Here is a 25,434-nt window from a genome sequence, read left to right on the forward strand (position 1 = left end):
GGCTCAGCCCCGGACCGGCTCAGGCCCTCGCCATCGCCGGTGTCCCGATGAACTCCATGATCGCCTGGTTGACGTCCGCCGCGTTGGTCCAGGGGATGCCGTGCGGTGCGCCCTTCAGCGTGACCAGCCGGCTGTCGGCCAGCATCGGCTGCAACCGCTGACCCGTCTTCGGGTACGGCAGCACCGCGTCCGCGTCGCCCTGCACGATCAGCACCGGCACGTCGATGCGGGGCAGGTCTTCCCGGAAGTCGGTCTGCCAGGCGTCCACGCTGTCATGGGTGGCCTTCGCCGAGGCCTGGGCCCCGATCTGCCAGTGCGCGCGGAACGCCTCCTCGCTGACCAGCGTCCCCCGGTTCTGTTGGTAGTTGAAGAACGCCTCGCAGAAGGTCGTCAGATAGGCGAACCGGTCCTCCAGGATGGCCTGCTGGAAGCCCTCGAACAGGCTCTTCTCGACCCCCTCCGGGTTGCCGGTCGTCCTGAGCAGGTACGGCGCCAGCGGGGCCAGCAGCACCGCCCGGTCCACCCGGTCCGAGCCGTACGCGCCCAGGTAGCGGGTCACCTCGCCGGTGCCCATCGAGTGGCCGACCAGGATCACGTCCCGCAGGTCCAGTTCGGTCATCAGCACGTCCAGGTCGGCGGCGAACGTGTCGTAGTCGTACCCGAAGGCAGGTTGCGCCGACGCGCCGAAACCCCGCCGGTCGTACGTGATCGTCCGGTAACCGGCCGCGAGCAGCGCGCTGGTCTGTTTCTCCCAGGTCGCCCCGTTGAACGGGAACCCGTGGATCAGCACGACCGGTCGACCGCTGCCGTGGTCCTCGTAGTACAGGTCGATCGGTGCGGAGTTCTCCGTGCCGACGGTGATGAAAGGCATGTGGGCTCTCCTTGTCGGGCCAGGGGCGCGGAACAGCCCCGCGCTTTCCCACCCGCCGCGCCGCTATGCGCCCCTCAGAGCCGGTAGGGCAGGTCCAGCACCCGGTCGTCGGTCACCTCGGTAGCCGGGGCCCACGTCTCGTAGACACCCCGCTCGTGGCACTGCGCCCCGGTCGCGGCCACCGTCTCCGGCCCCGGCCGGCGCAGCCGCAGCCGCAGCCAGCCCGCCTCCTCCCGCAGCACCAGACAGCCCACGCCGCGCCAGTCGGCGAACCGCAGCCGCCGCGCCACCGCCTCCACCGGATAGCGGGCCGCCCGGGTCATCGCCAGCACCCGGAACCCGCCCGGCAGGTCCGCCACCGCCTCGTACTCGCCGCCCGCATAGGCCCCGACGAGCTGCGTCGCGCGGGGCGTCTCACCCGTCGGCACGTACTCCTGGTCGGGGGACAGGCCCGGCACCGCGGCCAGCAGATGCCGCCACTGCGGCCCCACCATCCGCAGCCAGCCGCGCTGCTCCGCCTGGTACGCGTACAGCACCACCTCCACGCCCTCCGCCGGATAGGCCAGCAGGGTGGCGTTCGCCGGCATCGGCAGGTCCGCGAAGTCGCGGGTGACGAACTCCGGGATCAGGTGGTTGCTGCTCGGCGTGAACCCGGTGCCGAGCACCGCCGCGCCCAGCCGGTCCCGCAGCGCCAACCTGGTCAGGCCCGCGTGGGCCGCCCCCACCGGCACCTCGTAGTCGGCCGGGTCGGCGGCCCGCCACCGCAGCGCGTACGTGACGTCGACGCCCTCGCGGCCAGCCTCGCCGTCGGTACGCAGCACACTCGTCGTCGCCGGGGTGCGCAGGTGTGCCACGTCGTGTTCCCGGTAGCAGAAACCGTGCGGCAGCCAGCCCCGCACGTACCCGGCGAGCTGCCGGGCTGAGATGATCTTCATCATCCGGGTGCCCCGACGCAGCCGCGCCGAGGCGCGGACCCCGGCCAGCAGCGGATCGTCCGCCGCCCCCGGCTGCTGGCTGAGCTGATGCACCCGGGCCCAGCCGTGCTCCCGGTGCAACGGCACCAGCAGCGGCGCCTCCGGCTCCTCCGCCGGCTCCGCCGCCCCGTGCACCGCGGTCACCTCCGTCGCGTGCACGAACCGACGCCACGGCAGCGCCGACCCCGGCCGCGGCGCCCACTCGAACCCGGCTGCCTCCTCGGCGCTGAACAGCTCGTAGGCGGCCCCCCGGGCAAGCTCCTCCGCCGGGTAGACGGCCCCGCCGTACGCCACCCGCAATCCGGTCCGCTCCTGGGCGGTGCCACTGGTCGCCGGGGTGACACTCACGTCGTACCACCTTCCCTGGGGCGTCCCCATCCGGCGACGGTAGAGCCGCCCGACGTAGGCCAGGTGAACGTCGGGTGGCGGGCCGGTGGAGCCGGCGGGTGTGTGATGCTGTCGGCGATGACCGAGCCGACCGAGTCCCGCCGGCAGCGCGCCGCCCGCCGCGCCGGGGAGTTCCCGCCCGCACCCGAGCCGTTGCCCCGGCCCGTGCCGGACAGCCACACCCACCTCGACATCACCGTCAGCGAGGCCGGCGTACCCAGGCCCACCGCCGGCCCGCCGGCGTCGCCCACCGCCCCGTCGGCAACCGCCACCGCCGCCCCGCCGGCCGGGGCCGCCGGTGGCCCTGCGAACGCGCCCGCCACCGACCCGGTGCCCGCCACCGACCCGGTGTCCGCCGCCATCGCGGTCGCCGCCGCCGTGGGCGTCGACCGCCTCGTCCAGGTCGGAGTGGACGTCGCGTCGTCCCGTTGGGGCGTCGACACCGCCGCGCGGCACCCGGCCGTCGTCGCCACGGTGGCCCTGCACCCCAACGAGGCGCCCCGCCTCGCCGACCTCGACGAGGCGCTGCGCGAGATCGAGACCCTCGCCGGCCACGACCGGGTGCGCGGCGTCGGCGAGACCGGAATGGACTTCTTCCGCACCGGCGACGAAGGCCGCGCCGCGCAGGAGGAGAGCTTCCGGGCCCACATCGCCATCGCCAAGCGGTACGGCAAGGCGCTGGTCATCCACGACCGCGACGCCCACGCCGACGTGCTGCGGATCCTCGACGACGAGGGCGCGCCCGACACCGTCGTGCTGCACTGCTTCTCCGGTGACGCCGAGTTCGCCCGCGAGTGCGTCCGCCGGGGCCACCTGCTCAGCTTCGCCGGCACCGTCACCTTCGGCAGCGCCACCGCCCTGCGCGAGGCCGCCGCCCTGACCCCGCTGGACCAGATCCTCGTCGAGACCGACGCGCCGTACCTGACCCCGATGCCGCACCGGGGGCGACCCAACGCGTCCTACCTGATCCCGCTGACCGTCCGGTCCCTCGCCGCGACCACCGGCGCGGACCTCGACGAGCTGTGCGCGGCCATCTCCGCCACCGGCGACCGCGTCTTCGGCCCCTGGCACTGACCACCCGCCGGCCCCTGGCACTGACCACCGGCCGGCCGTGCACCGGAACCCGCCCGCCCGGCCGACCGGGTCGCTGCGGCCCGTACGCTGTCGGGTTATGGCCGCAGACCTGCTCGGCCCGGCCGAGATCCGGGACCTCGCCGCCCGCCTCGGCGTGGCCCCCACCAAGAAGCTCGGCCAGAACTTCGTGCACGACCCCAACACCGTCCGCCGCATCGTCACCGCCGCCGGCCTCACCGGAGACGACGTGGCCCTGGAGGTCGGCCCCGGCCTCGGCTCGCTGACCCTCGGCCTGCTGCCCGTCGCCGCCCACGTGCACGCCGTCGAGATCGACCGGGCGCTCGCCGGGGCGCTGGCCGACACCGCCGCGCGACACGCCGGCCCCGACGCCGCCCGGCTCACCGTGCACCACGCCGACGCGCTGCGCGTACGCGCCGCCGACCTCACCGACCCCGCGCCCACCGCCCTGGTGGCGAACCTGCCGTACAACGTGGCCGTTCCCGTCGTGCTGCACCTGCTCGCCGAGCTGCCCAGCCTGCGCCACGGCCTGGTGATGGTGCAGAAGGAGGTCGCCGACCGGCTCGTCGCCGGCCCCGGCTCCAAGGTGTACGGCGTGCCCTCGGTCAAGCTCGCCTGGTACGCCCACGCCCGCGCCGCCGGCCGGGTGCCCCCGAACGTGTTCTGGCCGGTGCCCAACGTCGACTCCGGCCTGGTCGCCTTCACCCGCCGCGAACCGCCCCGCCCCGACGTACCCCGGGAACGGGTGTTCGCCGTCGTGGACGCCGCCTTCGCCCAGCGCCGCAAGACCCTGCGCGCGGCTCTCGCCGGCTGGGCCGGCAGCCCCGACCGGGCCGCCGGAGCACTCACCGCCGCCGGGGTCGACCCGGGCGCACGCGGGGAGTCACTCACCGTCGACCAGTTCGCCGCCGTGGCCGCGTCGGCCCCCGACCGCCCGACCGCCGCCCACTAGGCTGACGCCGGTGCCGGTGCGCGGCGCCGCCGGGCCGTCGCGCACAATCCGGGTGACGTGTACGCGTGACGGCGGTGGCCCCGACCACCGCCACCGTCTGACGGCGGCCGCCCTCCGGGCAGCCGCCGCTGCCGCCGAGGAGCTGACCGTGGAGATGCCGCTCGACATCCGGCTGCGTTCCCGGGGCGGCACCCCGTGACCGAGGCCTGGCGACCGGACGACGACGGGCGACGGGGCGCCGCCGGGCCGGTCCGGGTGCGGGTGCCCGCGAAGGTCAACCTGCACCTCGGGGTGGGGCCGCTGCGCCGCGACGGCTACCACGAGTTGAACACCGTCTACCACGCGATCTCCATCCACGACGAGCTGACCGCCCGCCGGGGCGACACCCTCGCCCTGACCATGGAGGGCGAGGGTGCCGGCGAGCTGGCGCTCGACGACAGCAACCTGGTCATCCGGGCCGCCCACGCCCTCGCCGGGTACGCCGGCGTGATGCCCCACGCCCGGCTGCACCTGCGCAAGCAGATCCCGCTCGCCGGAGGGCTGGCCGGTGGCAGCGCGGACGCCGCCGCCGCCCTGGTCGCCTGCGACGCCCTCTGGGGCACCGGGCTGTCCCGCGACGAGTTGGCCGGGATCGCCGCCGACCTCGGCTCCGACGTGCCGTTCCTGATCCACGGCGGCACCGCCCTCGGCACCGGCCGCGGCGAGGCGGTGAGTCCCGTGCTGGCCCGCCCCAGCTCGTGGCACTGGGTGGTCGCCATCGCCGACGGCGGCCTGTCCACCCCCGCCGCCTACCGGGAGTTGGACCGGCTCCGTGACGCCGGCACCGCCGGCGTACCCCTGGGCAGCACCGACGCGCTGCTCGCCGCGCTGCGCCAGCGTGACCCCCGGGTCCTCGCCGCCACCCTCGGCAACGACCTCCAGGACGCGGCGCTGGCCATGCGTCCCGCCCTGGCCGACACCCTCAAGGCGGGCGAGGCGGCGGGCGCGCTCGCCGGCATCGTCTCCGGTTCCGGGCCGACCTGCGTCTTCCTCGCCGCCGACGCGTCCGACGCCGAACGGATCGCCGGCGAGCTGGACACCGCGGGGGTGTGCCGGCAGGCCCGCACCGCACACGGCCCGGTGGCGGGCGCCCGCATCGTCTGACCCCAGCCGCATGCCACGGCGTGCGGGACGCGGCGGCGGGCGTGGCGTGCGGTGCGCGGTGGCCGGGGTCGTCGGGGCGTGGCGTGCGGAGCGCGGGTGGCCGGGGCCGCCGCGTACCCTGGAAGGCCAGGCGTCCCCAGGTGCCCGCCGGCACCCGGGACGCCTTGATCATGGAAGGTGGGGTCGTGGCCAACATCGTCAACCTGGACCGGGTGTCCAAGGGCTACGGCGCGGCCGGGCCGCTGCTCACCGAGGTGTCCCTCGGGCTCGACGACGCCGACCGGATCGGCGTGGTCGGCCTCAACGGTGCCGGCAAGTCGACCCTGCTGCGGCTGCTCACCCGCGGCGAGGAACCCGACGACGGTCGGGTCACCCACCGGCGTGACCTGCGGGTGCTCTGGCTGCCGCAGAACCTGACCCTCAGCCCCGACGCCACCGTGCGGGACGTGGTCCTCGGCACCGAGTGGCTCGCCGAGAGCATGGGCGCCGAACACGAGTGGGCCGGCGACGCGGGCGTGCGGGCCATCCTCGACGGCCTCGGCATGCCCTACCTGGGGCTCGACCAGCCCGTCGGCCCGATGTCCGGTGGCGAGCGCCGCCGGGTCGCCCTCGCCGCGCTGCTCGTCCGCGAATCCGACCTGCTCATCCTCGACGAGCCCACCAACCACCTCGACGTCGGCGGGGTCGACTGGCTCGCCCGGCACCTCGTCGCTCGCAAGGGCGCGCTCGTCGTGGTCACCCACGACCGGTGGTTCCTCGACGCGGTCTGCACCACCACCTGGGAGGTCGCCGACCAGACCGTCCGGGCGTACGAGGGCGGCTTCGCCGCCTGGACCCTCGCCCGCGTCGAGCGGGAACGCGTCGCCGCCGCCACCGAGGCCCGCCGGCAGAACCTGCTCCGCAAGGAGATCGCCTGGCTGCGCCGGGGACCACCCGCCCGCACCTCCAAGCCGAAGTTCCGCATCGACGCGGCCAACGAGCTGATCGCGGACGTGCCGCCGCCGCGCGACACCATGTCCCTGCAACGGCTCGCCACCGCCCGGCTGGGCAAGCAGGTGTACGACCTGGCGCAGGTCACCCTGCACGCCGGCCCGAAGGAGATCCTGCGGGACGTCACCTGGCAGGTCGGTCCCGGCGACCGGATCGCCATCCTCGGCCGCAACGGCGCGGGCAAGACCACCCTGCTGCGGATGCTCGCCGGAGTCACCCGCCCCGACGGCGGGCGCTTCGCCGTCGGCTCCACGGTGCGTCCGGCGTTCCTCTCCCAGGAACTCGCCGAACTCCCCGCCCACCTGCGCGTCCTCGAAGCCGTCGAGGAGGTCGCCCGGCGCGTCCAGCTCGGCGACCGGGAGATCTCCGCCGCCCAGCTAGCCGAGATCTTCGGCTTCGACGACCGGCGGCTGTGGACCCCCGTCGGGGACCTCTCCGGCGGGGAACGTCGCCGCCTCCAGATGCTGCGGCTGCTCGCCGGGGAACCGAACGTGCTGCTGTTCGACGAGCCCACGAACGACCTCGACACCGACACCCTCGCCGCGCTGGAGGACCTGCTCGACTCCTGGCCCGGCACCATCGTCGTCGCCAGCCACGACCGGTACCTCGTCGAACGGGTCGCCGACGCCACGTACGGCATGTTCGGCGACGGCCGGCTCGTACACCTGCCGGGCGGCGTCGACGAGTATCTGGCCCGGGCCGACCCGACCCCGTCGGGCGGTGCCGCGCCCGCCGCCCCCGGGGACCCCGCCGCGCCCGCCGCCGGCATGTCCGCCGCCGAGGCCCGGCAGGCCCGCAAGGACCTGGCCCGGCTCGAACGCCAGGTCGCCAAACTGGAGCAGAAGGAGCAGACGCTGCTCGGCCAGCTCGCCACACACGCCACCGACTACGCGAAGGTCGCCGAACTCGACGCACACCTCAAGGAGGTCCGCGCCGAACGCGAACAGGTCGAGGAGGCGTGGCTCGCGCTCGCCGAGGAGATCCCGACGGCCTGACCGGTGCGCGCGTGCGACCCGTGTGCGGCGTCACACGGCCACGTGCGGGAGAATCCTGATCGACCCCCCACCGAACGGTCTTGGAGACTCAGACATGGCCCACACCCCCGTCAACCACCCCGCGCGGCCGATCTACCGGGCGATCGGCGGGCTGACCGGTCTGTACCTGGTCGTCTTCGGGGCGCTCGGCATCATCGCCAGCGCCGGCAACGAACTGCTCGCCCAGGACGACACCCTGGTCCTCGGGCAGGGCACCAACCTCGGCTTCTCGCTGCTGAGCACGCTGCTCGGGGTCGTGGTGCTGGCCGGCACGGCCCTCGGCCGCAACATCGACGTCGCGATCAACCAGTGGCTGGCGTACCTGCTCATGGTGGTCAGTCTCGCCGGGCTCGCCTTCCTCCGCACCGAGGCGAACATCTTCAACCTCAACGTGCTGACCGTCGTCGTGCTCATGGTGGCGGGTCTGGTCCTGCTGATGGCCGGCATGTACGGCAAGGTCGGCACCGACGAGGAGAAGGAAGCCTGGCAGAAGGCCCGCCTCGTGCTCTGACCGCCCCGACCCGCGCCACGTCGTCCCGCCCCGCCGGCAGACCCACCGCCGTGCCGGGCGGGACGACGGCGTTCCAGGGCCCGTCGTGCCGGACCCGTCCTCCAGGGGCCCGTCCTCCATGGGCCCGTCGGGCCGGGGCCCGTCGCTCCAGGGGCCGGTCGGGCCGGGGTCCGCCGATCCTGCCCGGACGGTCTGCGGCGGTTCGGGCGACACCAGGCGGGCGGTGCGCGACAATTCGTCCCAAAGCCTGCACCCGGCCACAGGAGGGGCGATGCCGCACTTTCCGATCAACCATCCCGCGCGGCCGCTCTACCGGGTCCTCGCCGGCCTGATCGGCCTCTACATCCTGGTCTTCGGCGTGTGGGGGGTCGCCCAGACCCTGGGCGACCCTCTGTTCGACCGGGGCAGCAACTGGGTCCTCGGACTCCGCACCAACCTGGCCTTCTCGCTGGCGTCCGTGCTCTTCGGGGCCGTGCTCATCATCGGGGCGTCGCGCCGGGGCAACCTCGGCCACTACATGAACCTCACCGCCGGCGTGGTCTTCCTGGTCACCAGCATCCTGATGATGTCCGTGCTGCAGACCGACGCCAACATCCTGAACTTCTCGATGTCCACCGTCATCATCTCGATGGTCTTCGGCCTGGTCCTGCTCGGCACCGGCCTGTACGACAAGGTCGGCCCACCCGAGCACGCCGAGGAGGCACAGCGCCACCGCAGCCACCCCGTCTCCCAGGGCGAACGCTGACCGGAACTCAGCGCCCCCGAACCGTGATCAGACCCGGCTTCGCCTCCAGATGGGACAGCCCGTTCCAGGACAGGTTCACCAGGTGCGCGGCCACGGTCTCCTTGCGCGGCTTGCGCACCTCCAGCCACCAACTGCCCGTCAGCGCCACCATGCCCACCAGGGCCTGTGAGTAGAGCTCGGCCAACTTCGGGTCGTACCCCCGGCTCGAGAACTCCGCACCGAGGATGTGCTCCACCTGGTGCGCCACGTCGTTCATCACGCTGCTGAAGTTCCCGGCCGCCGACATCACCGGCGACTCCCGGACCAGCACCCGGAACCCGCTGGTCTCCTCCTCGATGTAACCGAGCAGGGCCAACGCGGCCTGCTCCAGCAACTCGCGTGGGTGCCCGGCGGTCAGGGCCGTGGTGATCCGGTCCAGCAGCGCCCGGACCTCCCGGTCCACCACCACCGCGTACAGGCCCTCCTTGCCGCCGAAGTGCTCGTAGATCACCGGCTTGGAGACCTTGGCGCGGGACGCCACCTCCTCGATCGAGGTGGCGTCGAATCCGCGTTCGGCGAAGAGCTGCCGACCGATCGAGATCAGCTGCTCGCGGCGTTGCGCCGCCGACATGCGTACCCGGGAGGTGGGCTTGGTCGCGGACACCGCCCGGCGGCGGCCCGCGGCCCCCTCGTCGCTGGGGACGTCCGCCATGTCGCCGCCTCGCCGGCGCTCGGTGACGCCCTGTCGTGGGATGTTGCCTGCGTCGTGCCCGGTCACCCGGCCATCCTGCCAGGTGGACCGACCGAACCACCGCCCGGTTCAGCCGCGCGGGGGCGGTTCCACCAGCTTGGCCGTGATCCGCTCCGGCTTCGGCCAGCGCACGTCCGAGGCCGCTCCCACCCTCTCGAACAGCCAGATCGTCCGGGCCGAGATGTCGATCTGACCACGCAGCACACCGTGCCGGGCGCTGGTGGGGTCGGCGTGGTGCAGATTGTGCCAGCTTTCCCCGAACGACAGGATCGCCAGCGGCCAGAAGTTGGCCGCCCGGTCGCCCTGCCGCACCGCGAACGGACGCTCACCGTAGACGTGGCAGATCGAGTTGATCGCCCAGGTCACGTGGTGCAGCAACGCGATGCGGACCAGACCCGCCCAGAACAGCGCCGTCAGCGCGCCCGACCAGGACCAGGTCAGCAGCCCGCCCATGGCGGCCGGCCCGAGCACCGAGACGGTCACCAGCAGCGGGAACAGCCGGTCGACCCGGCGGATGTCACGGTCGGCGAGCAGGTCCGGGGCGAACCGCTGCCGGTTGGACAGCTCGCGCCCGAACAGCCAGCCCACGTGTGCGTGGAACAACCCCCGGGTCAGCCCCCACACGCTCGCGCCGTACCGCCACGGCGAGTGCGGGTCGCCCTCCAGGTCGGAGAAGGCGTGGTGACGCCGGTGGTCGGCCACCCACTGGATGATCTCGCCCTGCACGGCGAGGGACCCGCATGCCGCCAGCGCCACCCGCAGCCACCGCTTCGCCTTGAACGACCCGTGGGTGAAGTAGCGGTGGTAGCCGACGGTGACGCCCAGCCCCGACAGCACGTACCAGAACAGGGCCACGCCCACGTCCGTCCAGCTCAACCAGCCGCCCCAGGCCACCGGGACGGCAGCCGCCAGGGCCGCGAACGGGACCGTCACGAACGCCCAGAGCGCGACCAGGATGCCCCGGGACTGGCTGCCCTGGGTGAGCGGTCGAGGGCCGGCGGAGTGGGGATCGAGCAGGGCGCTGGACATGGACACCTCGCAACGGGACGGTGACGACGATCACAAGCTACGCCTACGTCACCGTAACTTAGGGGCTCCGGGATCGCAGCGGACAGCGGCGGGAACGAATCTTGTCGTACCCCCGCCCTGGCCTGATCCGGTGACCGGTCCGCTCGCCGCCGAGGTCCGTCGCCTGCGCACCGAGAGCCAACTCACCGTCCGCGAGATCCGGGCCCGCACGGGGCCTGGGCCGCAACCGGGTGTACGCGCTGCTGCGCGGCGTACCGCCGCCGCAGCGGTCGCGCCGCCCGAACGCCAAGGACGAGTTGCGCGCCGAGGCGCTGGCGCTGCGGGCGACGGGGTGCTCGGTGCCGCAGATCGCGCAGCGGTGGGGGTTGAGCCGGTCCACGGCCTACCTGTGGGTGCGGGAGGTGTCACTGGTTCGGGACGGTGAGCAGGAACGGGAACGCCGTAGGGCCCATTCGGAGGTCATGACCGATGGGCATCTGGAGGATCGATGGGATCATGAAGGGAATGGGACATGGCGCGGCCGGTGGGGGGCGCTAGAGTGTAGGGGTTCGGCAAGCAGCTTTTGTCCGTTATAGACCGTCCCGGGTCGTCTAATGGCAGGACGTCAGGTTTTGGTCCTGATTATAGGGGTTCGAATCCTCTCCCGGGAGCTTCCGCTGATAAGCGGCTGATGTCTGGTTAGCATGGCCGCGAGACTGTCCGCCGTTCCGACTGGAGCCACGTCGTGTCCCAGCCCCACCTCCGCACCGTCGTCGTGCTCGCCGCCGGTGAGGGCAAGCGGATGAAGTCGGCGCTGCCCAAGGTGCTGCACCCCCTGCTCGGCCGCACGCTGCTGGGTCACGTGCTCACGGCGGCGGCGCCGTTGACCGCCGACCGCACGGTGGTCGTGGTCGGCCACGGCGCCGACCAGGTCCGCGCGCACCTCGCCGAGATCGCGCCGACCGCGACCCCGGTGCTCCAGGCCGAGCAGCTCGGCACCGGCCACGCGGTGCGGATCGCGCTGGAGGCCGTACCGGAGACCGCCGGCACCGTCGTGGTGATCAACGGTGACGTGCCGCTGCTGCGCGCCGAGACGATGGCCGCGCTGGTGGCCGCCCACGAGGGTGACGGGGCGGCGGCGACGGTGCTCGCCGCCGAGGTGCCCGACCCGACCGGCCTCGGCCGGATCGTGCGGGGTGCCGACGGGCGGCTGGAGCAGATCGTCGAGGAGCGGGACGCCACGCCCGCCCAGCGGGCGCTGCGCGAGATCAACGCGGGCATCTACGCGTTCGACTCGGCGCGGCTGCGCGACGCGTTGGGCAAGCTGTCCACCGACAACGACCAGGGCGAGGAGTACCTGACGGACGTGTTCGGGCTGCTCGGCTCGGCCGGCGAGCCGGTGACGGTGCACGTGGCGCCCGACCACACGGAGACGCTGGGCTGCAACGACCGGGTCGAGCTGGCGGCGCTGCGGCGGCTGCTGCGCGACCGGGTCAACGAGCGCTGGATGCGCACCGGGGTGAGCCTGCTCGACCCCGAGACCACCTGGATCGACGTGACGGTGGCGTTGGACCGCGACGCGGTGGTGGACCAGAACACCCAGCTGCGGGGCGGCACGGTGGTCGGCGGCGGTGCGGTGGTCGGCCCGGACGTGACGCTGATCGACAGCGTGGTCGGCCCCGGGGCCACCGTGCTGCGTAGCCACGCGGTGGGCGCGGAGGTGGGCGCGGGGGCGAGCGTCGGGCCGTACGCGTACCTGCGCCCGGGCGCGCGCCTGGCCGAGAAGTCGAAGGTGGGCACGTTCGTCGAGGTGAAGAACTCGGAGCTGGGGGCGGGCGCGAAGGTGCCGCACCTGTCGTACGTGGGGGACGCGACGATCGGGGCGAGGGCGAACATCGGCGCGGCGACGATCTTCGTCAACTACGACGGGGTGGACAAGCACCGGACGACGGTCGGCGAGGCGGCCTTCATCGGCTGTGACACGAGCCTGATCGCGCCGGTCGAGGTGGGTCCGGGAGCGTACGTGGCGGCGGGCAGCGCGATCGCCCAGGACGTGCCGGCGGGCGCACTGGGGGTGACCCGTGCGCCGCAGCGCAACATCGACGGTTGGGTGGCCCGCAGGCGGGCGGGTACCCGCTCGGCGGAGGCGGCGCAGCGGGCCCGGGAGAGTGCGACGGGCGGGGCCTCTGCCGCAAGGGAAGGTGAGGCAATCCACGACCGCGCCGAGGGGGGCGGACCGGCGTCCGGCGCGGGGCATACTGCATCCGACTAGTTCCCGGGCCACCACCACCGCGCGCCGGGCACCACCGACCAAACGGGAGCAGACGGGCCCATGGGCAGCATCGTCGCCGAAAACCGCAAGAGCCTGATGCTCTTTTCCGGACGTGGCTTTCCGGAGCTGGCCAAGGAGATCGGTGAGGTGCTCGGCGTCGCGCCGACGCCCACCGACGCCTACGAGTTCGCCAACGGTGAGATCTTCGTGCGCTACCGGGATTCGGTGCGTGGTTCGGACGCCTTCGTGGTGCAGTCCATCACGCACGGGGTCAACACCTGGGTCATGGAGACCCTGATCATGATCGACGCGTTGAAGCGTGGTTCGGCGAAGCGGATCACGGTCGTGCTGCCGTTCTACCCGTACTCGCGGCAGGACAAGAAGCACCGGGGCCGGGAGCCGATCTCGGCGCGGCTGGTGGCCGACCTGATGAAGACGGCGGGGGCGAACCGGATCCTGACGGTGGACCTGCACACCGCGCAGATCCAGGGCTTCTTCGACGGCCCGGTGGACCACCTGTTCGCGATGGACATCCTGGCCGAGTACGTGGAGCGCAAGTACGCGGGCCGGCCGATGACGGTGGTCGCGCCGGACTCGGGTCGGGTCAGGGTGGCGGAGCGGTGGACGGACCGCCTGGGTGGTTGCCCGCTGGCGTTCATCCACAAGACCCGGGATCCGTCGAAGCCGAACCAGGTGGTGGCGAACCGGGTGGTGGGTGAGGTCGAGGGGCGGGTGTGCCTGGTCGTCGACGACATGATCGACACCGGTGGCACGATCTGCAAGGCGGCCGACATCCTGCGGGAGGCGGGGGCGGCGGACGTGATCGTGGCGTCCACCCACGCCCTGCTGTCGGATCCGGCGACGGAGCGGTTGAAGAACAGCCCGATCAGCGAGGTCGTGGTGACCAACACGTTGCCGCTGCCGCCGGAGAAGCAGCTCGACAAGATCACGGTGCTGTCGATCGCGCCGCTGCTGGCCCGGGCGATCCGTGAGGTGTTCGACGACGGCTCGGTGACCACCCTCTTCGGTGGCCTGAGCTGAGGTCCGGGGCCGGCCTCCGGGCCGGCCCGGCACCCCTGTCGCGGCAGGGTGTTCACCGATGGTGACGGTGGTAGGGGACTGCCGGGAGGCCCGGAATCCGCTCGGGTAGACTGGTGCGGTTGCCACGGCGAGGGTGCCCTGCGGGCCGCTGAAAAGCACCGTACGGAGACACCGTCATCGACGCGGTGCTCCGGGCAGTCGTTCATGACGCATGAGCCCCCAGCGAGCCCCTCGCCCCAGCACCGCCAGACGACAAGCCGCCGCAGCGAAGCATCAGGAGTTTCCCCGTGTCCGAGGTAAAGATCAGCGCCGAGCCCCGTACCGAGTTCGGCAAGGGTGGTGCCCGCCGTACCCGCCGGGCCGGCATGGTGCCCGCCGTGCTGTACGGCCACGGCGAGAAGCCCCGTCACATCGCGCTTCCGGCGCGGGAGTTCGCCGCCGCGATCCGCAAGGGCGGCGCCAACCAGCTCTTCGCGATCGACGTCAGTGACGGCACCCAGGTGCTGGCCCTGCCGAAGGCGATCCAGCGTGACCCGATCAAGGATTCGTTCGACCACGTCGACCTGCTGCTGGTCCGCCGGGGCGAGAAGGTCACCGTGGAGGTCCCGGTCCACCTCACCGGTGAGGCCGCGAAGGACACGCTGATCGTGCACGACCACGACACCCTGTCGGTGGTCGCCGACGCCACCAAGGTGCCCGACCACCTGGAGGCCTCGATCGAGGGCATGGAGGCCGGCACCCAGGTAACCGCCGGCGACGTGGCGCTGCCGGCCGGTGTGGAGCTGGCCGTCGAGGCGGAGCTGCTGGTCGCCGCGGTGACCGCCGCGCCGACGGCCGAGCAGTTCGAGGCGAGCCTTCCCGAGGCCGAGGAGGCCGCCGAGGAGGCCGAGGTCACCGAGGAGGCGGCGCCCGCCGAGGCTCCGTCCGCCGAGGGCGAGGAGAAGGCCGAGGCCAAGACCGAGGCCTGACCGGTCCGTACGCGTTGCGACAGGCGTCCCCGTCTTCGGGGACGCCTGTCGGCGTACCGGGGGTGGTGGGCGCGTCGCGGCTTCGGTGGTGCGGCGCGTCGCGGTCTGGTGGTGCGCGCGTCGCGGTCCCGGTGGTGCGGCGGGTCGCGTGGCTTCGGTGGTGAGAGCGGAAGGGGCGGACGGTGACGGACGAATCGGGGCCGTGGCTGGTGGTGGGCCTGGGTAACCCGGGTCGGGAGTACGCCGGCAACCGGCACAACGTGGGTTTCATGGTGGCCGACCTGTTGGCGGCTCGTCTCGGTGCGAAGTTCGGCCGGCACCGGCGGGCCGTGGCCGAGGTGGCGGAGGGCCGGCTGGGTTTCGGTGGTCCGAAGCTGGTGCTGGTGAAGCCGTTGACGTACATGAACCTGTCGGGTGGCCCGGTGGCGGGGCTGGCCCAGTTTCACAAGGTGCCGCCGGGCCGGGTGGTGGCCGTGCACGACGAGCTGGACATCGGCTATGGGCAGGTGCGGGTGAAGTGCGGCGGCGGTGAGGGCGGGCACAACGGACTGCGGTCGATGTCGAAGTCGCTGGGCACGAAGGACTATGTGCGGGTGCGGTTCGGGGTGGGTCGTCCGCCGGGGCGGCAGGATCCGGCGGACTACGTACTGTCGGATTTCGGCGCGGCGGAGCGCAAGGAGCTGGAGTTCCTGGTGGACCGGGCCGCCGACGTGGTGGAGTCGGTGGTCGTGCGGGGTGTGGAGCCGACGCAGAACCTGTACCACGGCGGTTGACGGCGGCGCCGGCCCGGGTGCGGGCGGCGTGGGCCGTGGGGCCGGGCGGAAACAGTCGGCCGGTAGTCTGCGGTCCTGGCGGTGACCAGGGTGCGGGTGGGGGCCCGGGGCGGCGCGGGGTTCTGGCGAGGTGACGGGAGCGGGAGTGATGGGCAGTCCTCCGATGATCGACGGCGCGTTCGCCCGGTGGTTGGCCGACCGGGCGGGGCAGGCGCTGCTGGGTCTGCGGGCCGAGATGGGTTTCGCGGATCCGGGGGCGTTGAAGTCGGCCGGCGACAAGGTCTCGCACGACCTGATCCGCACCGAACTGGCCAGGTGGCGGCCGGGGGACGCGGTGCTGTCCGAGGAGGACGAGGGGTCCCGGCTGGCGTGGGCGGCGGACGTGAACGCCGAGGCGGTGTCCCGGCTGGCGGCGGACCGGGTGTGGATCATCGATCCGTTGGACGGTACCCGCGAGTTCAGCGAGGAGGGCCGCGCGGACTGGGCGGTGCACGTGGCGCTGTGGGCGCGGAACGCGGTGTCGCCGCACGGCCTGGTGGCGGGGGCGGTCGGGTTGCCGGCCCAGCACCGGGTGCTGGGCACCGACTATCCGCCGGCGTACCCGCCGATGACGGCGGCGACGGCGGGCGGCGGCCGGACGATCCGGCTGGCGGCGAGTCGGAGCCGGCCGCCGGTGTTCCTCACCGACCTGGCTGAGGACGTGGGCGCGGAGTTGGTGCCGATGGGGTCGGCGGGGGCGAAGATCGCGGCGGTGGTGACCGGCGACGTGGACGCGTACATCCACGCGGGCGGGCAGTACGAGTGGGACTCGGCCGCGCCGGTGGCTGTGGCGACGGCCACCGGGCTGCATGCTTCCCGGATCGATGGTTCTGCGCTGAAATACAACGAGGCGGATCCGCGCCTGCCGGACCTGCTGGTCTGCCGCAAGGATCTCGCCAGTCGGTTGCTTGCAGCGTTGCAGAAGCATTCCGGGTAACCTGACCGCTACTTCTTGGCATACCCGACCGGAAAGGTCTGGAACGGATGAGCGAGCGAATCGAGCCCGTGTCATGACCGCCACCGCCGCGTACCAGGTCTCCCACCTCGACGCTCTGGAGGCGGAGAGCATCTTCGTGATGCGCGAGGTGGTCGCGGAGATGGAGCGGCCCGTGCTGCTCTTCTCCGGCGGCAAGGACTCGATCGTCATGCTCCGGCTGGCGCAGAAGGCTTTCGCGCCGGCCAACGTCCCGTTTCCGGTGATGCACGTCGACACCGGCCACAACTTCCCGGAGGTTCTGGAGTACCGCGACCAGCGGGTGGCCGAGCTGGCCCTGCAACTGGTCGTGGCCAGTGTGCCCGAGGCCCTGGCCAGCGGGCTGGTCCGGGAGTCGGCCGACGGCATGCGCAACCGGATCCAGACCCCGGTGCTGTTGGACGCGGTCGAGAAGCACCGCTTCGACGCGCTGTTCGGCGGTGCCCGGCGTGACGAGGAGAAGGCCCGGGCCAAGGAGCGGGTGTTCAGCTTCCGCGACGAGTTCGGCCAGTGGGATCCGAAGAACCAGCGTCCCGAGTTGTGGTCGCTGTACAACGGCCGACACCACCCCGGCGAGTCGATCCGGGTGTTCCCGCTGTCGAACTGGACCGAGCTGGACATCTGGCACTACATCGCCCGGGAGCGCATCCCGCTGCCGTCGATCTACTACGCGCACGAGCGTGAGGTCGTCGAGCGCGACGGCATGCTCTACGCGGTCAACGAGTTTATCCGCCCCCGCTCCGGCGAGGAGCGGTTCAAGGCACGGGTGCGCTACCGCACGGTCGGCGACGCCTCCTGCACGGCGGCCGTCCGCTCGGACGCCGACACGGTGGAGAAGGTCATCGAGGAGGTCGCGGCGACCCGGATCACCGAACGCGGGGCGACCCGCGGCGACGACCGGGTCAGCGAGGCCGCCATGGAGGACCGCAAGCGGGAGGGCTACTTCTGATGACCACCGAGATCCGGCCTCCGGCCGACGCGACCGCGGCGCAGACCGAGACGCAGGCTCGGACGGCAGGTGGGGCCGGGCCGGAATCCCGGCCGATGGACCTGCTGCGCTTCGCCACCGCCGGTAGCGTCGACGACGGCAAGTCGACCCTCATCGGTCGGCTGCTGTACGACACGAAGTCGCTGTTCACCGACCAGTTGGCCGCGGTGGAGGCGGTCAGCGCGGCCCGGGGCGACGAGTACACGAACCTGGCGCTGCTGACCGACGGCCTGCGTGCCGAGCGGGAGCAGGGCATCACCATCGACGTGGCGTACCGCTACTTCGCCACCCCCCGGCGCAAGTTCATCATCGCCGACACCCCCGGGCACATCCAGTACACCCGGAACATGGTGACCGGAGCGTCCACCGCCGACCTGGCGTTGATCCTGGTCGACGCCCGCAAGGGCCTGGTGGAGCAGTCCCGGCGGCACGCGTTCCTCTGCTCGCTGCTGCGGGTTCCGCACCTGGTGCTGTGCGTCAACAAGATGGATCTGGTCGACTGGTCGCAGGAGGTCTTCGAGCGGATCGCCGACGAGTTCGCGGCGTTCGCGGCGAAACTCGACGTGCCGGATCTGACGGTGGTGCCGATCTCGGCGCTGAAGGGCGACAACATCGTCACCCGCTCGGAGAACATGCCCTGGTACGAGGGCCCGTCGCTGCTGCACCACCTGGAGCGGGTGCACATCGCCTCCGACCGGAACCTGGTCGACGTGCGGTTCCCGGTCCAGTACGTGATCCGGCCGCAGTCGACCACGGTCACCGACTATCGCGGCTACGCGGGCCAGGTGGCTTCCGGCGTGCTCAAGCCGGATGACGAGGTGATGGTGCTGCCGTCGGGCTTCACCAGCCGGATCGCGGCGGTGGAGACGGCTGACGGCCCGGTGGCCGAGGCGTTCCCGCCGATGTCGGTGACGGTTCGGCTGACCGACGAGATCGACATCTCGCGGGGCGACATGATCTGCCGGCCGAACAACTCCCCGTCGGTGTCGCAGGACATCGAGGCGATGGTCTGCTGGATGGACGAGACGCGCCCGTTGCAGGTCGGCGGCAAGTACGCGATCAAGCACACCACCCGGTCGGCGCGGGCGATCGTCCGTGGGCTGCACTACCGCCTGGACATCAACACCCTGCACCGGGACGAGGCGGCGGGCGAGCTGAAGCTCAACGAGATCGGCCGGGTGCGGCTGCGCACCACGGTGCCGCTGCTGGCTGACGAGTACCGCCGCAACCGCACCACCGGCGGTTTCGTGATCATCGACGAGTCCACCAACCGTACGGTCGGGGCCGGCATGATCGTCGAGGCCGCCTGACAGCCGCCCCGGGTCACCCCGGGGCGGCTGCGCGGGTCAGTCCAGACGGGTGACCCCGCCGGACGGGCGGACCGTGACGTGGCCCGGGGCGGTGAAGCCCCGCCGCGCGTAGGCGGCCGTGACGGCCGCCGCCACCGGGTCGGCCCCGTCGGCGTCGACCAGCGCCAGCACGCAGCCGCCGAATCCGCCACCGGTCATCCGGGCTCCCCACGCCCCGGCTGCCAGCGCCGCCTCGACCGCGGTGTCGATCTCCGGAACGGTGATCTCGAAGTCGTCCCGCATCGAGGCGTGCGAGGCGGTGAGCAGGGGCCCGACCTCCCGCACCCGGCCGGCGCGCAGCAGGGCCACCGTGTCGAGGACCCGCTGGTTCTCGGCGACGACGTGCCGTACGCGGCGGCGGATCTCGTCGTCGGGCAGCCGCTCCCACGCCTCGGTGAGGCCGTCGGCGGGCACGTCGCGCAGAGCCGCGACCCCGAGCAGCGCGGCGGCCTGCTCGCAGGACGCCCGCCGGGAGGCGTACTCGCCGTCGGCGTGGCGGTGCGGGGCGCGGCTGTCGACCACCAGCACGGCGAGCCCGGCTGCGTCGAGATCGAACGGGATGTGCTCCACGGACTCGTCCCGGCAGTCGAGGAAGAGGGCGTGGCCGGCGCGGCACCGGATCACGGCCGACTGGTCCATGATCCCGGTCGGTGCCCCGACGTAGTCGTTCTCGGCCCGCTGGGCGAGCCGGGGCTGCTGTTCCGCCGGCAGGTCGAGCCCGCCCAGGTCGACGAGTGCGGCCAGCACCGCCGCCTCCAGCGCGGCGGAGGAGGACAGGCCGGAGCCGAGCGGCACGTCGGAGGCGACCGCCAGCCGGGCACCGGGCAACCGGTGACCGGCCGCCCGCAGCGCCCAGACCACCCCGGCGACGTACGCCGCCCAGCCGCCGACGCGGCCCGGCTCGCTGGCGTCGGCAGCGGTGAAGGTGACCGCCTCGCCGGACAGCTCGGACCAGACGGTCCACTGGTCGTCGGGCCCGGGCGCGGCGGCGACGACGGTGCGCAGGGGCAGCGCGAAGGGCAGCACGAAGCCGTCGTTGTAGTCGGTGTGTTCGCCGATCAGGTTGGCCCGGCCGGGAGCCGCCCAGCGGCCGGTGGGCTCGCCGGCGTACCGGCTGCGGAAGCCGACGGTGGCGCGGTCCGCGACGTCGCCGGGTGGTGCCGAGGCGGCGACGCGGGCCGCCGGTGCCGGTGTGTCGGGGCGGTCGGCCGGGGCGGCGGGACTGCCGGCCGGGGCGGCGGGGCCGGTCATGACCGCCCCAGGAGGTGGGTGCGGTAGAAGGTCCACGCGTCGCCGACCATGTCGTGCAGGGTCGGCTTCTCGGGCGTCCAGCCCAGCCCGGTGCGGGCGAGCGCGGCGGAGGCGACCAGTTCGGCGGGGTCGCCGTCGCGACGAGGTGCGATCTCCACGGGCACCGGCTCGCCGGTGACCTCGCGGACGACGTCGATGACCTGGCGGTTGGTGAAGCCGTTGCCGTTGCCCAGGTTGTAGATGCGGTGCTGGCCGGGCGTGGCCGCGTCGAGGGCGAGCAGGTGGGCCCGGGCCAGGTCGGCCACGTGGATGTAGTCGCGGACGCAGGTGCCGTCGACGGTGGGGTAGTCGTCGCCGAAGAGTTGGAGTTTCTCCCGCCGGCCGGCGGCCACCTCCAGGGCGATGGGGATGAGGTGGGTCTCCGGGTCGTGCCGCTCGCCGAGGGCGACCCGGCCGGTCAGGTAGGCCCCGGCGACGTTGAAGTAGCGCAGCGAGACCGCTGCGAGCCCGTGCCCGACGGCCTCGGAGGTGAGTGCCATGTCGACGGCCAGCTTGGTGGCGCCGTACGTGTTGGTGGGGGCCTTGACCGCCGTCTCGGGGATCGGCAGTTCGGTGGGGTTGCCGTAGACGGCGGCGGTGGAGGAGAAGATCAGTTTCGGCACTGCGGCGGCGCGCACCGCGTCGAGCAGGGCCAGGGTGCCGACGGTGTTGGTGTGCCAGTAGAGCTCCGGCCTGACCATCGACTCACCGGCGGCGATCAGCGCGGCGCAGTGCAGCACGCCGTCGAAGCCGGCGTCGGGGGTGAGCACCCGTGCGGCGTCGTGGATCCCGGCCTCGACGTGCGTGGCGTCGGGGGCGAGCGCCTCGCGGTGGCCGGTGCGCAGGTCGTCGAGGACGACGACCTCGTGGCCGGCGTCGAGCAGCATCCGGGTCACCACACTGCCGATGAACCCGGCACCGCCGGTGACGAGCAGTTTCACGGTTGTCTCCTTCTCCACGGGCCCGGTGGTCACCCTATGGTGACGACGGGTGGCCACGCGTACCCTCAGCCCGCCATCATCCCACCATGAAACACCAACTATGAACAGAGTCGAACATCCGCAGCGCTGCCCAGCGCTGTCTACCATCTCTGTCATGGGCACAGACGGTCGCCCCCGGCTCCGCCGCCGCTCCCGGAGCAGACTCCGGCACGAGCCCGGGCCGGTGGCCCGCGTGGTCGCCCGGGTGGTGGTACGGGCCGCCGACGCCGCCACCCGACTGGTGACCCACCTGCTGCGGGCCGGGCCGGCGGCCGGCCGGGAGCGGATCAGCGAGGCCGAGCTACGCGACCTCGTCGCCGCCAACACCCTGCTCGACCCCGTCGAACGGGGCATCATCGACGAGGTGCTGGTCGCCGGTGCCAGCCTCGTGCGTGAGGTGATGATGCCCCGCACCGAGGTCGTCTTCCTCTCCGCCGGGCTGACCATCGCCGAGGCCCGGCGGGTGGTCCGGGAGGCCACCCACACCCGCTACCCGGTCGCCGACGGCACGCACGACGACGTCGTCGGGTTCGTGCACCTGCGGGACGTGCTGCTCCGCCCCGACACCGACCCGCGCACCACCGTCGGGGAGCTGACCCGCGAGGTCAAGCGGCTGCCCGGCAGCAAGCGGGTGCTGGCCGCGCTGAGCGAGATGCGCCGCGAGCGGCACCACCTGGCCGTGGTGGTCGACGAGTACGGCGGCACCGCCGGCATCGTCACGCTGGAGGACCTGATCGAGGAGCTGATCGGGGAGATCCACGACGAGTACGACACCGCCGAGGAACCCGCCCACGCGGGTCTGCCCGCCGTGGTGGACGGTCGGCTCAACCTCGCCGACTTCGCCGAACGCACCGGCGTGAGCCTGCCGGTCGGCCCGTACGAGACGGTCGCCGGGTACGTCATGGCGGCGCTCGGCCGGCTGCCGGTGGCCGGCGACGAGGTGGCGGTGGCCGGTGAACCCGCCGGGGCCGGGGGCGAGTCGGCAACCGGGTGGTCGCTGCGGGTGCTGGCCCTCGACGGGCGGCGGGTGGCCCGGCTCGCGGTCACCGCCGGCCGGCTGCCCGAGCAGCGCACCGTACCGCCACCGGCGGCGGGCCGGGCGACAGGCGCCCGCCGCGGGGCGGCGGGCCGGGCGGGTCGCGCCCGCCCCGAGGCGACGGTGCGGGCGCGATCCGCCGGCCCGTCATGACGGCCGCCGGGGGTAGCTGACAGAATTGCCGGCATGTCCGACGTCACCGCCCGCCCCCGCGTGTTCTCCGGCATCCAGCCGACGGCCGACTCGTTCCACCTCGGCAACTACCTGGGCGCGGTGCGGCACTGGGTGGCCTTGCAGGACAGCCACGACGCGTTCTACTGCGTGGTCGACCAGCACGCGATCACCGCCGGGCACGATCCGAAGGTGCTGCGGCAGCGCTCCCGGCTGGCCGCCGCGCAGCTGCTCGCCGTCGGGCTGGACCCGGAGCGCTGCACCCTGTTCGTGCAGTCGCAGGTGCCCGAGCACGCCCAGCTGGCCTGGGTGCTGGGCTGCATCACCGGGTTCGGCGAGGCCAGCCGGATGACCCAGTTCAAGGACAAGTCGGCCCGGCAGGGCAACGAGCGGGCCAGCATCGGCCTGTTCACCTACCCGATCCTGCAGGCCGCCGACATCCTGCTCTACCAGGCCAACGCGGTGCCCGTCGGTGAGGACCAGCGCCAGCACCTGGAGCTGTCCCGGGACCTGGCGCAGCGTTTCAACAAGCTGTTCGGCCGGACCTTCACCGTGCCCGCGCCGCACATCGTCAAGGACACCGCGAAGATCACCGACCTGCAGGACCCGACGGCGAAGATGTCGAAGTCGTCGTCGTCGCCGGGTGGCATCGTCGACCTGCTCGACGACCCGGCCCGCTCGGCCAAGAAGATCCGCTCCGCGGTCACCGACACCGGCCGCGAGGTCGTGTTCGACGCCGAGACCAAGCCGGGCATCGCCAACCTGCTCACCATCTACTCGGCGTTGAGCGGGCGGAGCATCGACGACCTGGTCGCCGCGTACGACGGCAGGGGCTACGGCGACCTGAAGAAGGACCTGGGCGAGGTGGTGCGCGACTTCGTCGGCCCGATCCAGGAGCGCACCCGAAGTCACCTGGCCGACCCGGCGCAGCTCGACAAGCTCCTCGTCGCCGGCGCGGAGAAGGCCCGACAGGTCGCCGTCGAGACGCTGGGCGTCGTCTACGACCGGGTCGGGTTCTACCGGCCGGTCCGTGGCGAGTAGTCGTCGCACGACGGACGGGTGGGGGCGGCAGCCGGTGGCCGAAGGGGCGGCGCGGAGCGTGGACGACGGTGACGGGGCACCGGTGACCGGCGAGACCATCCAGATCGGGATCGCCGTGGACATCCCGGAGCCCTGGGGCAGCCTGTTGACCCGGCGTCGACTGGAGGCCGGTGACCAGCAGACCGTACCCGCCCACGTGACCCTCCTCGGGCCCACGGAGATCCCGGTCGACGCGTTGCCCGCGGTGGAACGCCACCTGGCCGGTGTCGCCGCCACCCACCTGCCGTTCGCCCTGCACCTGCGGGGCACCGGCACGTTCCGGCCGGTCACCCAGGTGGTGTTCGTGGCCGTCGCCGCCGGGATCAGCGAGTGCGAGCTGCTGGCCGCCGCCATCAACGCCGCCCCCGAGCTGCGCCGGGAGTTGCGCTTTCCCTACCATCCACACGTGACGGTGGCCCAGGATGTCGCTCCCGAGGCGCTGGACCGGGCGTACGAGGATCTGGCCGACTTCTCCGCCATGTTCGAGGTGGAGGCGTTCACCCTCTTCTCGCACAGCGGCAAGACCCGGTGGCAGCCCCGGCGGGACTTCCGGCTGGGGGGCTGAGCGGTCCCGGTCCGGCTGTGCCGGGGTTACGCACGCGGCGACGACGACGGATCGGCGAGGATGACGACGTGAACCTCCTGGGTCGGGTGACGACGGGCATCGACCGCCGACTGAAGGCCGCCCGCCGCCGCTCCCCGGCCTTCAGCCACCTGTGGCGCGCCGTCGAGCTGTACGCCGACCTGCTCGGTGCCCGGCTCGCGGCGGCCATCGCCTACTACGGGTTCTTCGCGGTGTTCGCGCTGGCACTGGTCGCGTACTCGATCTTCGGCGCGATCCTGGAGGACAACGACGAGGTCAGCGCCGCCGCCGCGGACTTCCTGGAGGAGAACCTCCCCTTCATCGACCCGGCGCAGGTGGCCGAGAGCAGCGGCACGGTCGGGGTGGTCGGCCTGGTCATCCTGGTCTTCACCGGGATCGGCTGGGTGGAGGCGATCCGCTCCTCGCAACGCCTGATGTACGGCCTCAACCAGCAGCCGGGCAACCTGGTGGTCCGCCGCCTGGTCGACCTCGGCGTGCTGGTCGTCTTCTTCGTGCTGCTCGGGATCTCGGTGGCCGCCGTCGACACGCTGGAGTCGCTGCTGCGGTTCCTGCTGCGCAGCACCGGCTCGATCGGGCTGACCACGGTCAGCGCGGCGCTCAGCGTGCTGGTCAACGCGGTGCTCGCCACCCTGCTGCTGGTCGCGGTGCCCCGGCTGCGGATGAGCCGGGTCCGGCTGCGCCCCGTGGTGCTGCTGGTCGCGGTGGGCATCACGCTGCTCAACACGGTCGGACGGTTCTACGTGGTACGCACCGAGCGGAACCCGGCGTACACGGTGGTGGCCGGCGCGGTGGGCCTGCTGCTCTACCTCTACCTGCTGAACCAGTTGGTGCTCTTCGGCGCGGCGCTCGCCGCGACCAGCCACCGCGGCCGGGTGGTGGACCTCGCCGAGCAGCCGACCCCGCGCGATCTCGACGTGGACACCGGTCCGGGCACCCCGGGCGGCGCCGGGTGAGGGAGGACGGGGGAGGTGTCGTGCTGATCCCGGTCGACCCGGCGTCGCCGGTGCCGCCGTACGAACAGGTGCGCGGCCAACTCGCGGAACAGGTGGGCGACGGCCGGCTGCCGGTCGGCACCCGGCTGCCCCCGGTGCGGCAGCTCGCGGCGGATCTGGGTCTGGCGGTGAACACCGTGGCCCGCGCCTACCGCGAGTTGGAGGCCGCCGGGCTGCTGGAGACCCGGGGCCGGCACGGCACGTTCGTCGCCCCCGGCCGCGACGACGCCGTCGACCGCCTCCAGCGCGCGGCGGTGGCCTACGCCGCCGAGGCGATCCGTCTCGGCGTGCCGTCGGACACGGCCCTGTCCCTGGTCCGCGCAGCCCTGGCCGCCCCACCTCCGCCCCCGCGGTAGGGCGGGTCTCCCGAGCACCCGCCGGCTGCTGCCGACCGGGACGCCTCGCGCTGCTGCCGACCGGGACGACTCGCGGCCCCTGCCG

Annotated in this window: 26 protein-coding genes and 1 tRNA gene; 21 read left to right on the top strand and 6 right to left on the bottom strand. The window is 72.9% G+C overall.

Annotated elements, in window-relative coordinates; genetic code table 11:
- Positions 1-19: 19 nt before the first annotated feature.
- Together GA0070616_RS16805 and GA0070616_RS16810 are read right to left on the bottom strand one after the other, a co-directional pair.
- Positions 20-871, bottom strand: coding sequence for an alpha/beta fold hydrolase (locus GA0070616_RS16805; RefSeq protein ID WP_091083172.1), 852 nt, complete (start codon positions 869-871; stop codon positions 20-22).
- A 74-nt stretch (positions 872-945) separates the two neighbouring features.
- Positions 946-2,193, bottom strand: coding sequence for a hypothetical protein (locus GA0070616_RS16810; RefSeq protein WP_091083177.1), 1,248 nt, complete (start codon positions 2,191-2,193; stop codon positions 946-948).
- A gap of 105 nt (positions 2,194-2,298) precedes the next feature.
- Here GA0070616_RS16810 and GA0070616_RS16815 point away from each other — a divergent pair, with 105 nt between their 5' ends.
- From GA0070616_RS16815 to GA0070616_RS16845, 7 genes are all read left to right on the top strand, one after another.
- The gene (locus GA0070616_RS16815; protein ID WP_091083181.1) at positions 2,299-3,306 is read left to right on the top strand and encodes a TatD family hydrolase; all 1,008 of its coding nucleotides are present in this window, start codon (positions 2,299-2,301) and stop codon (positions 3,304-3,306) included.
- A 97-nt stretch (positions 3,307-3,403) separates the two neighbouring features.
- Entirely contained in the window at positions 3,404-4,276 is an 873-nt protein-coding gene (rsmA, locus tag GA0070616_RS16820; protein WP_091083184.1) for a 16S rRNA (adenine(1518)-N(6)/adenine(1519)-N(6))-dimethyltransferase RsmA, read from the top strand.
- Positions 4,277-4,328: 52 nt separating this feature from the next.
- On the top strand, positions 4,329-4,475 hold the full coding sequence (locus GA0070616_RS28210; RefSeq protein WP_175440108.1) for a hypothetical protein: 147 nt from the start codon (positions 4,329-4,331) through the stop codon (positions 4,473-4,475).
- Positions 4,472-5,419 (top strand): 4-(cytidine 5'-diphospho)-2-C-methyl-D-erythritol kinase, encoded by a 948-nt coding sequence (locus tag GA0070616_RS16830; RefSeq protein WP_091083190.1) that lies wholly within the window; start codon positions 4,472-4,474, stop codon positions 5,417-5,419. Before GA0070616_RS28210 ends, GA0070616_RS16830 begins: the two co-directional genes overlap by 4 nt.
- Positions 5,420-5,604: 185 nt before the next feature.
- Positions 5,605-7,404 carry an ABC-F family ATP-binding cassette domain-containing protein gene (locus GA0070616_RS16835; protein ID WP_091090974.1) on the top strand — a complete coding sequence of 600 codons (1,800 nt, stop codon included), beginning with the start codon at positions 5,605-5,607 and terminating at the stop codon, positions 7,402-7,404.
- Positions 7,405-7,498: 94 nt separating this feature from the next.
- A complete protein-coding gene (locus tag GA0070616_RS16840; RefSeq protein ID WP_091083195.1) occupies positions 7,499-7,954 on the top strand; it encodes a DUF4383 domain-containing protein in 456 nt (151 codons plus the stop codon).
- A gap of 271 nt (positions 7,955-8,225) precedes the next feature.
- Complete coding sequence (locus GA0070616_RS16845) at positions 8,226-8,699, top strand: DUF4383 domain-containing protein (RefSeq protein WP_091083199.1); 474 nt, start codon at positions 8,226-8,228, stop codon at positions 8,697-8,699.
- 7 nt (positions 8,700-8,706) lie between these two features.
- On the opposite strand, the gene GA0070616_RS16850 is transcribed toward GA0070616_RS16845, so the two are convergent.
- Positions 8,707-9,390, bottom strand: coding sequence for a TetR/AcrR family transcriptional regulator (locus GA0070616_RS16850; protein ID WP_091090977.1), 684 nt, complete (start codon positions 9,388-9,390; stop codon positions 8,707-8,709).
- 108 nt (positions 9,391-9,498) lie between these two features.
- Positions 9,499-10,458: an acyl-CoA desaturase gene (locus tag GA0070616_RS16855; protein WP_091083203.1), complete on the bottom strand. Its 960-nt coding sequence runs from the start codon at positions 10,456-10,458 to the stop codon at positions 9,499-9,501.
- Between the two features lie 338 nt (positions 10,459-10,796).
- Here GA0070616_RS16855 and GA0070616_RS28900 point away from each other — a divergent pair, with 338 nt between their 5' ends.
- The 9 genes from GA0070616_RS28900 to GA0070616_RS16900 all read left to right on the top strand — a co-directional run bounded on the left by GA0070616_RS28900 (position 10,797) and on the right by GA0070616_RS16900 (position 18,801).
- Entirely contained in the window at positions 10,797-11,033 is a 237-nt protein-coding gene (locus tag GA0070616_RS28900) for a hypothetical protein (RefSeq protein WP_245712988.1), read from the top strand.
- A gap of 4 nt (positions 11,034-11,037) precedes the next feature.
- Positions 11,038-11,108, top strand: a tRNA-Gln gene (locus tag GA0070616_RS16865).
- Between the two features lie 74 nt (positions 11,109-11,182).
- Positions 11,183-12,709, top strand: coding sequence for a bifunctional UDP-N-acetylglucosamine diphosphorylase/glucosamine-1-phosphate N-acetyltransferase GlmU (gene glmU, locus GA0070616_RS16870; RefSeq protein ID WP_091083206.1), 1,527 nt, complete (start codon positions 11,183-11,185; stop codon positions 12,707-12,709).
- Positions 12,710-12,769: 60 nt separating this feature from the next.
- On the top strand, positions 12,770-13,750 hold the full coding sequence (locus GA0070616_RS16875; RefSeq protein WP_091083210.1) for a ribose-phosphate diphosphokinase: 981 nt from the start codon (positions 12,770-12,772) through the stop codon (positions 13,748-13,750).
- A gap of 287 nt (positions 13,751-14,037) precedes the next feature.
- On the top strand, positions 14,038-14,718 hold the full coding sequence (locus tag GA0070616_RS16880) for a 50S ribosomal protein L25/general stress protein Ctc (protein WP_091083213.1): 681 nt from the start codon (positions 14,038-14,040) through the stop codon (positions 14,716-14,718).
- A gap of 182 nt (positions 14,719-14,900) precedes the next feature.
- On the top strand, positions 14,901-15,491 hold the full coding sequence (gene pth, locus GA0070616_RS16885) for an aminoacyl-tRNA hydrolase (RefSeq protein WP_091083217.1): 591 nt from the start codon (positions 14,901-14,903) through the stop codon (positions 15,489-15,491).
- A 148-nt stretch (positions 15,492-15,639) separates the two neighbouring features.
- Entirely contained in the window at positions 15,640-16,467 is an 828-nt protein-coding gene (locus tag GA0070616_RS16890) for an inositol monophosphatase family protein (protein ID WP_091083221.1), read from the top strand.
- 73 nt (positions 16,468-16,540) lie between these two features.
- Positions 16,541-17,452 carry a sulfate adenylyltransferase subunit CysD gene (cysD, locus tag GA0070616_RS16895; RefSeq protein ID WP_091083225.1) on the top strand — a complete coding sequence of 304 codons (912 nt, stop codon included), beginning with the start codon at positions 16,541-16,543 and terminating at the stop codon, positions 17,450-17,452.
- Complete coding sequence (locus tag GA0070616_RS16900; RefSeq protein WP_091083228.1) at positions 17,452-18,801, top strand: sulfate adenylyltransferase subunit 1; 1,350 nt, start codon at positions 17,452-17,454, stop codon at positions 18,799-18,801. The genes cysD and GA0070616_RS16900 overlap by 1 nt, the downstream gene beginning before the upstream one ends.
- A 36-nt stretch (positions 18,802-18,837) precedes the next feature.
- Here GA0070616_RS16900 and galK read toward each other — a convergent pair whose 3' ends face one another.
- Both galK and galE read right to left on the bottom strand, forming a co-directional pair.
- Complete coding sequence (galK, locus tag GA0070616_RS16905) at positions 18,838-20,091, bottom strand: galactokinase (RefSeq protein WP_091083232.1); 1,254 nt, start codon at positions 20,089-20,091, stop codon at positions 18,838-18,840.
- Positions 20,088-21,071 carry a UDP-glucose 4-epimerase GalE gene (galE, locus tag GA0070616_RS16910; protein ID WP_091090979.1) on the bottom strand — a complete coding sequence of 328 codons (984 nt, stop codon included), beginning with the start codon at positions 21,069-21,071 and terminating at the stop codon, positions 20,088-20,090. Before galE ends, galK begins: the two co-directional genes overlap by 4 nt.
- Positions 21,072-21,303: 232 nt before the next feature.
- On the opposite strand from galE, the gene GA0070616_RS16915 reads away from it, so the two are divergent.
- From GA0070616_RS16915 to GA0070616_RS16935, 5 genes are all read left to right on the top strand, one after another.
- Positions 21,304-22,299, top strand: a complete 996-nt coding sequence (locus GA0070616_RS16915; RefSeq protein WP_245712991.1) for a hemolysin family protein — start codon at positions 21,304-21,306, stop codon at positions 22,297-22,299.
- A 33-nt stretch (positions 22,300-22,332) separates the two neighbouring features.
- On the top strand, positions 22,333-23,358 hold the full coding sequence (gene trpS / locus GA0070616_RS16920; protein ID WP_091083238.1) for a tryptophan--tRNA ligase: 1,026 nt from the start codon (positions 22,333-22,335) through the stop codon (positions 23,356-23,358).
- The gene (locus tag GA0070616_RS16925; protein ID WP_425412956.1) at positions 23,348-23,962 is read left to right on the top strand and encodes a 2'-5' RNA ligase family protein; all 615 of its coding nucleotides are present in this window, start codon (positions 23,348-23,350) and stop codon (positions 23,960-23,962) included. The genes trpS and GA0070616_RS16925 overlap by 11 nt, the downstream gene beginning before the upstream one ends.
- A 68-nt stretch (positions 23,963-24,030) precedes the next feature.
- Complete coding sequence (locus tag GA0070616_RS16930; RefSeq protein WP_091083244.1) at positions 24,031-24,954, top strand: YihY/virulence factor BrkB family protein; 924 nt, start codon at positions 24,031-24,033, stop codon at positions 24,952-24,954.
- Between the two features lie 20 nt (positions 24,955-24,974).
- Positions 24,975-25,349: a GntR family transcriptional regulator gene (locus GA0070616_RS16935; RefSeq protein WP_091083246.1), complete on the top strand. Its 375-nt coding sequence runs from the start codon at positions 24,975-24,977 to the stop codon at positions 25,347-25,349.
- The last annotated feature ends 85 nt before the right edge of the window (positions 25,350-25,434 follow it).

It is taken from the genome of Micromonospora nigra (assembly GCF_900091585.1).
GTDB classification, from domain to species: Bacteria; Actinomycetota; Actinomycetes; order Mycobacteriales; family Micromonosporaceae; genus Micromonospora; species Micromonospora nigra.

Bases quoted from the DNA above. Each gene is read 5' to 3' on its own strand.
- trpS (WP_091083238.1), top strand. From the start codon at position 22,333: ATGTCCGACGTCACCGCCCGCCCCCGCGTGTTCTCCGGCATCCAGCCG.
- cysD (WP_091083225.1), top strand. From the start codon at position 16,541: ATGACCGCCACCGCCGCGTACCAGGTCTCCCACCTCGACGCTCTGGAG.
- GA0070616_RS16840 (WP_091083195.1), top strand. From the start codon at position 7,499: ATGGCCCACACCCCCGTCAACCACCCCGCGCGGCCGATCTACCGGGCG.
- GA0070616_RS16845 (WP_091083199.1), top strand. From the start codon at position 8,226: ATGCCGCACTTTCCGATCAACCATCCCGCGCGGCCGCTCTACCGGGTC.
- rsmA (WP_091083184.1), top strand. From the start codon at position 3,404: ATGGCCGCAGACCTGCTCGGCCCGGCCGAGATCCGGGACCTCGCCGCC.
- GA0070616_RS16875 (WP_091083210.1), top strand. From the start codon at position 12,770: ATGGGCAGCATCGTCGCCGAAAACCGCAAGAGCCTGATGCTCTTTTCC.
- GA0070616_RS16850 (WP_091090977.1), bottom strand. From the start codon at position 9,390: ATGGCGGACGTCCCCAGCGACGAGGGGGCCGCGGGCCGCCGCCGGGCG.
- GA0070616_RS16855 (WP_091083203.1), bottom strand. From the start codon at position 10,458: ATGTCCAGCGCCCTGCTCGATCCCCACTCCGCCGGCCCTCGACCGCTC.
- GA0070616_RS16805 (WP_091083172.1), bottom strand. From the start codon at position 871: ATGCCTTTCATCACCGTCGGCACGGAGAACTCCGCACCGATCGACCTG.
- GA0070616_RS16815 (WP_091083181.1), top strand. From the start codon at position 2,299: ATGCTGTCGGCGATGACCGAGCCGACCGAGTCCCGCCGGCAGCGCGCC.
- galK (WP_091083232.1), bottom strand. From the start codon at position 20,091: ATGACCGGCCCCGCCGCCCCGGCCGGCAGTCCCGCCGCCCCGGCCGAC.
- GA0070616_RS16900 (WP_091083228.1), top strand. From the start codon at position 17,452: ATGACCACCGAGATCCGGCCTCCGGCCGACGCGACCGCGGCGCAGACC.
- GA0070616_RS16890 (WP_091083221.1), top strand. From the start codon at position 15,640: ATGGGCAGTCCTCCGATGATCGACGGCGCGTTCGCCCGGTGGTTGGCC.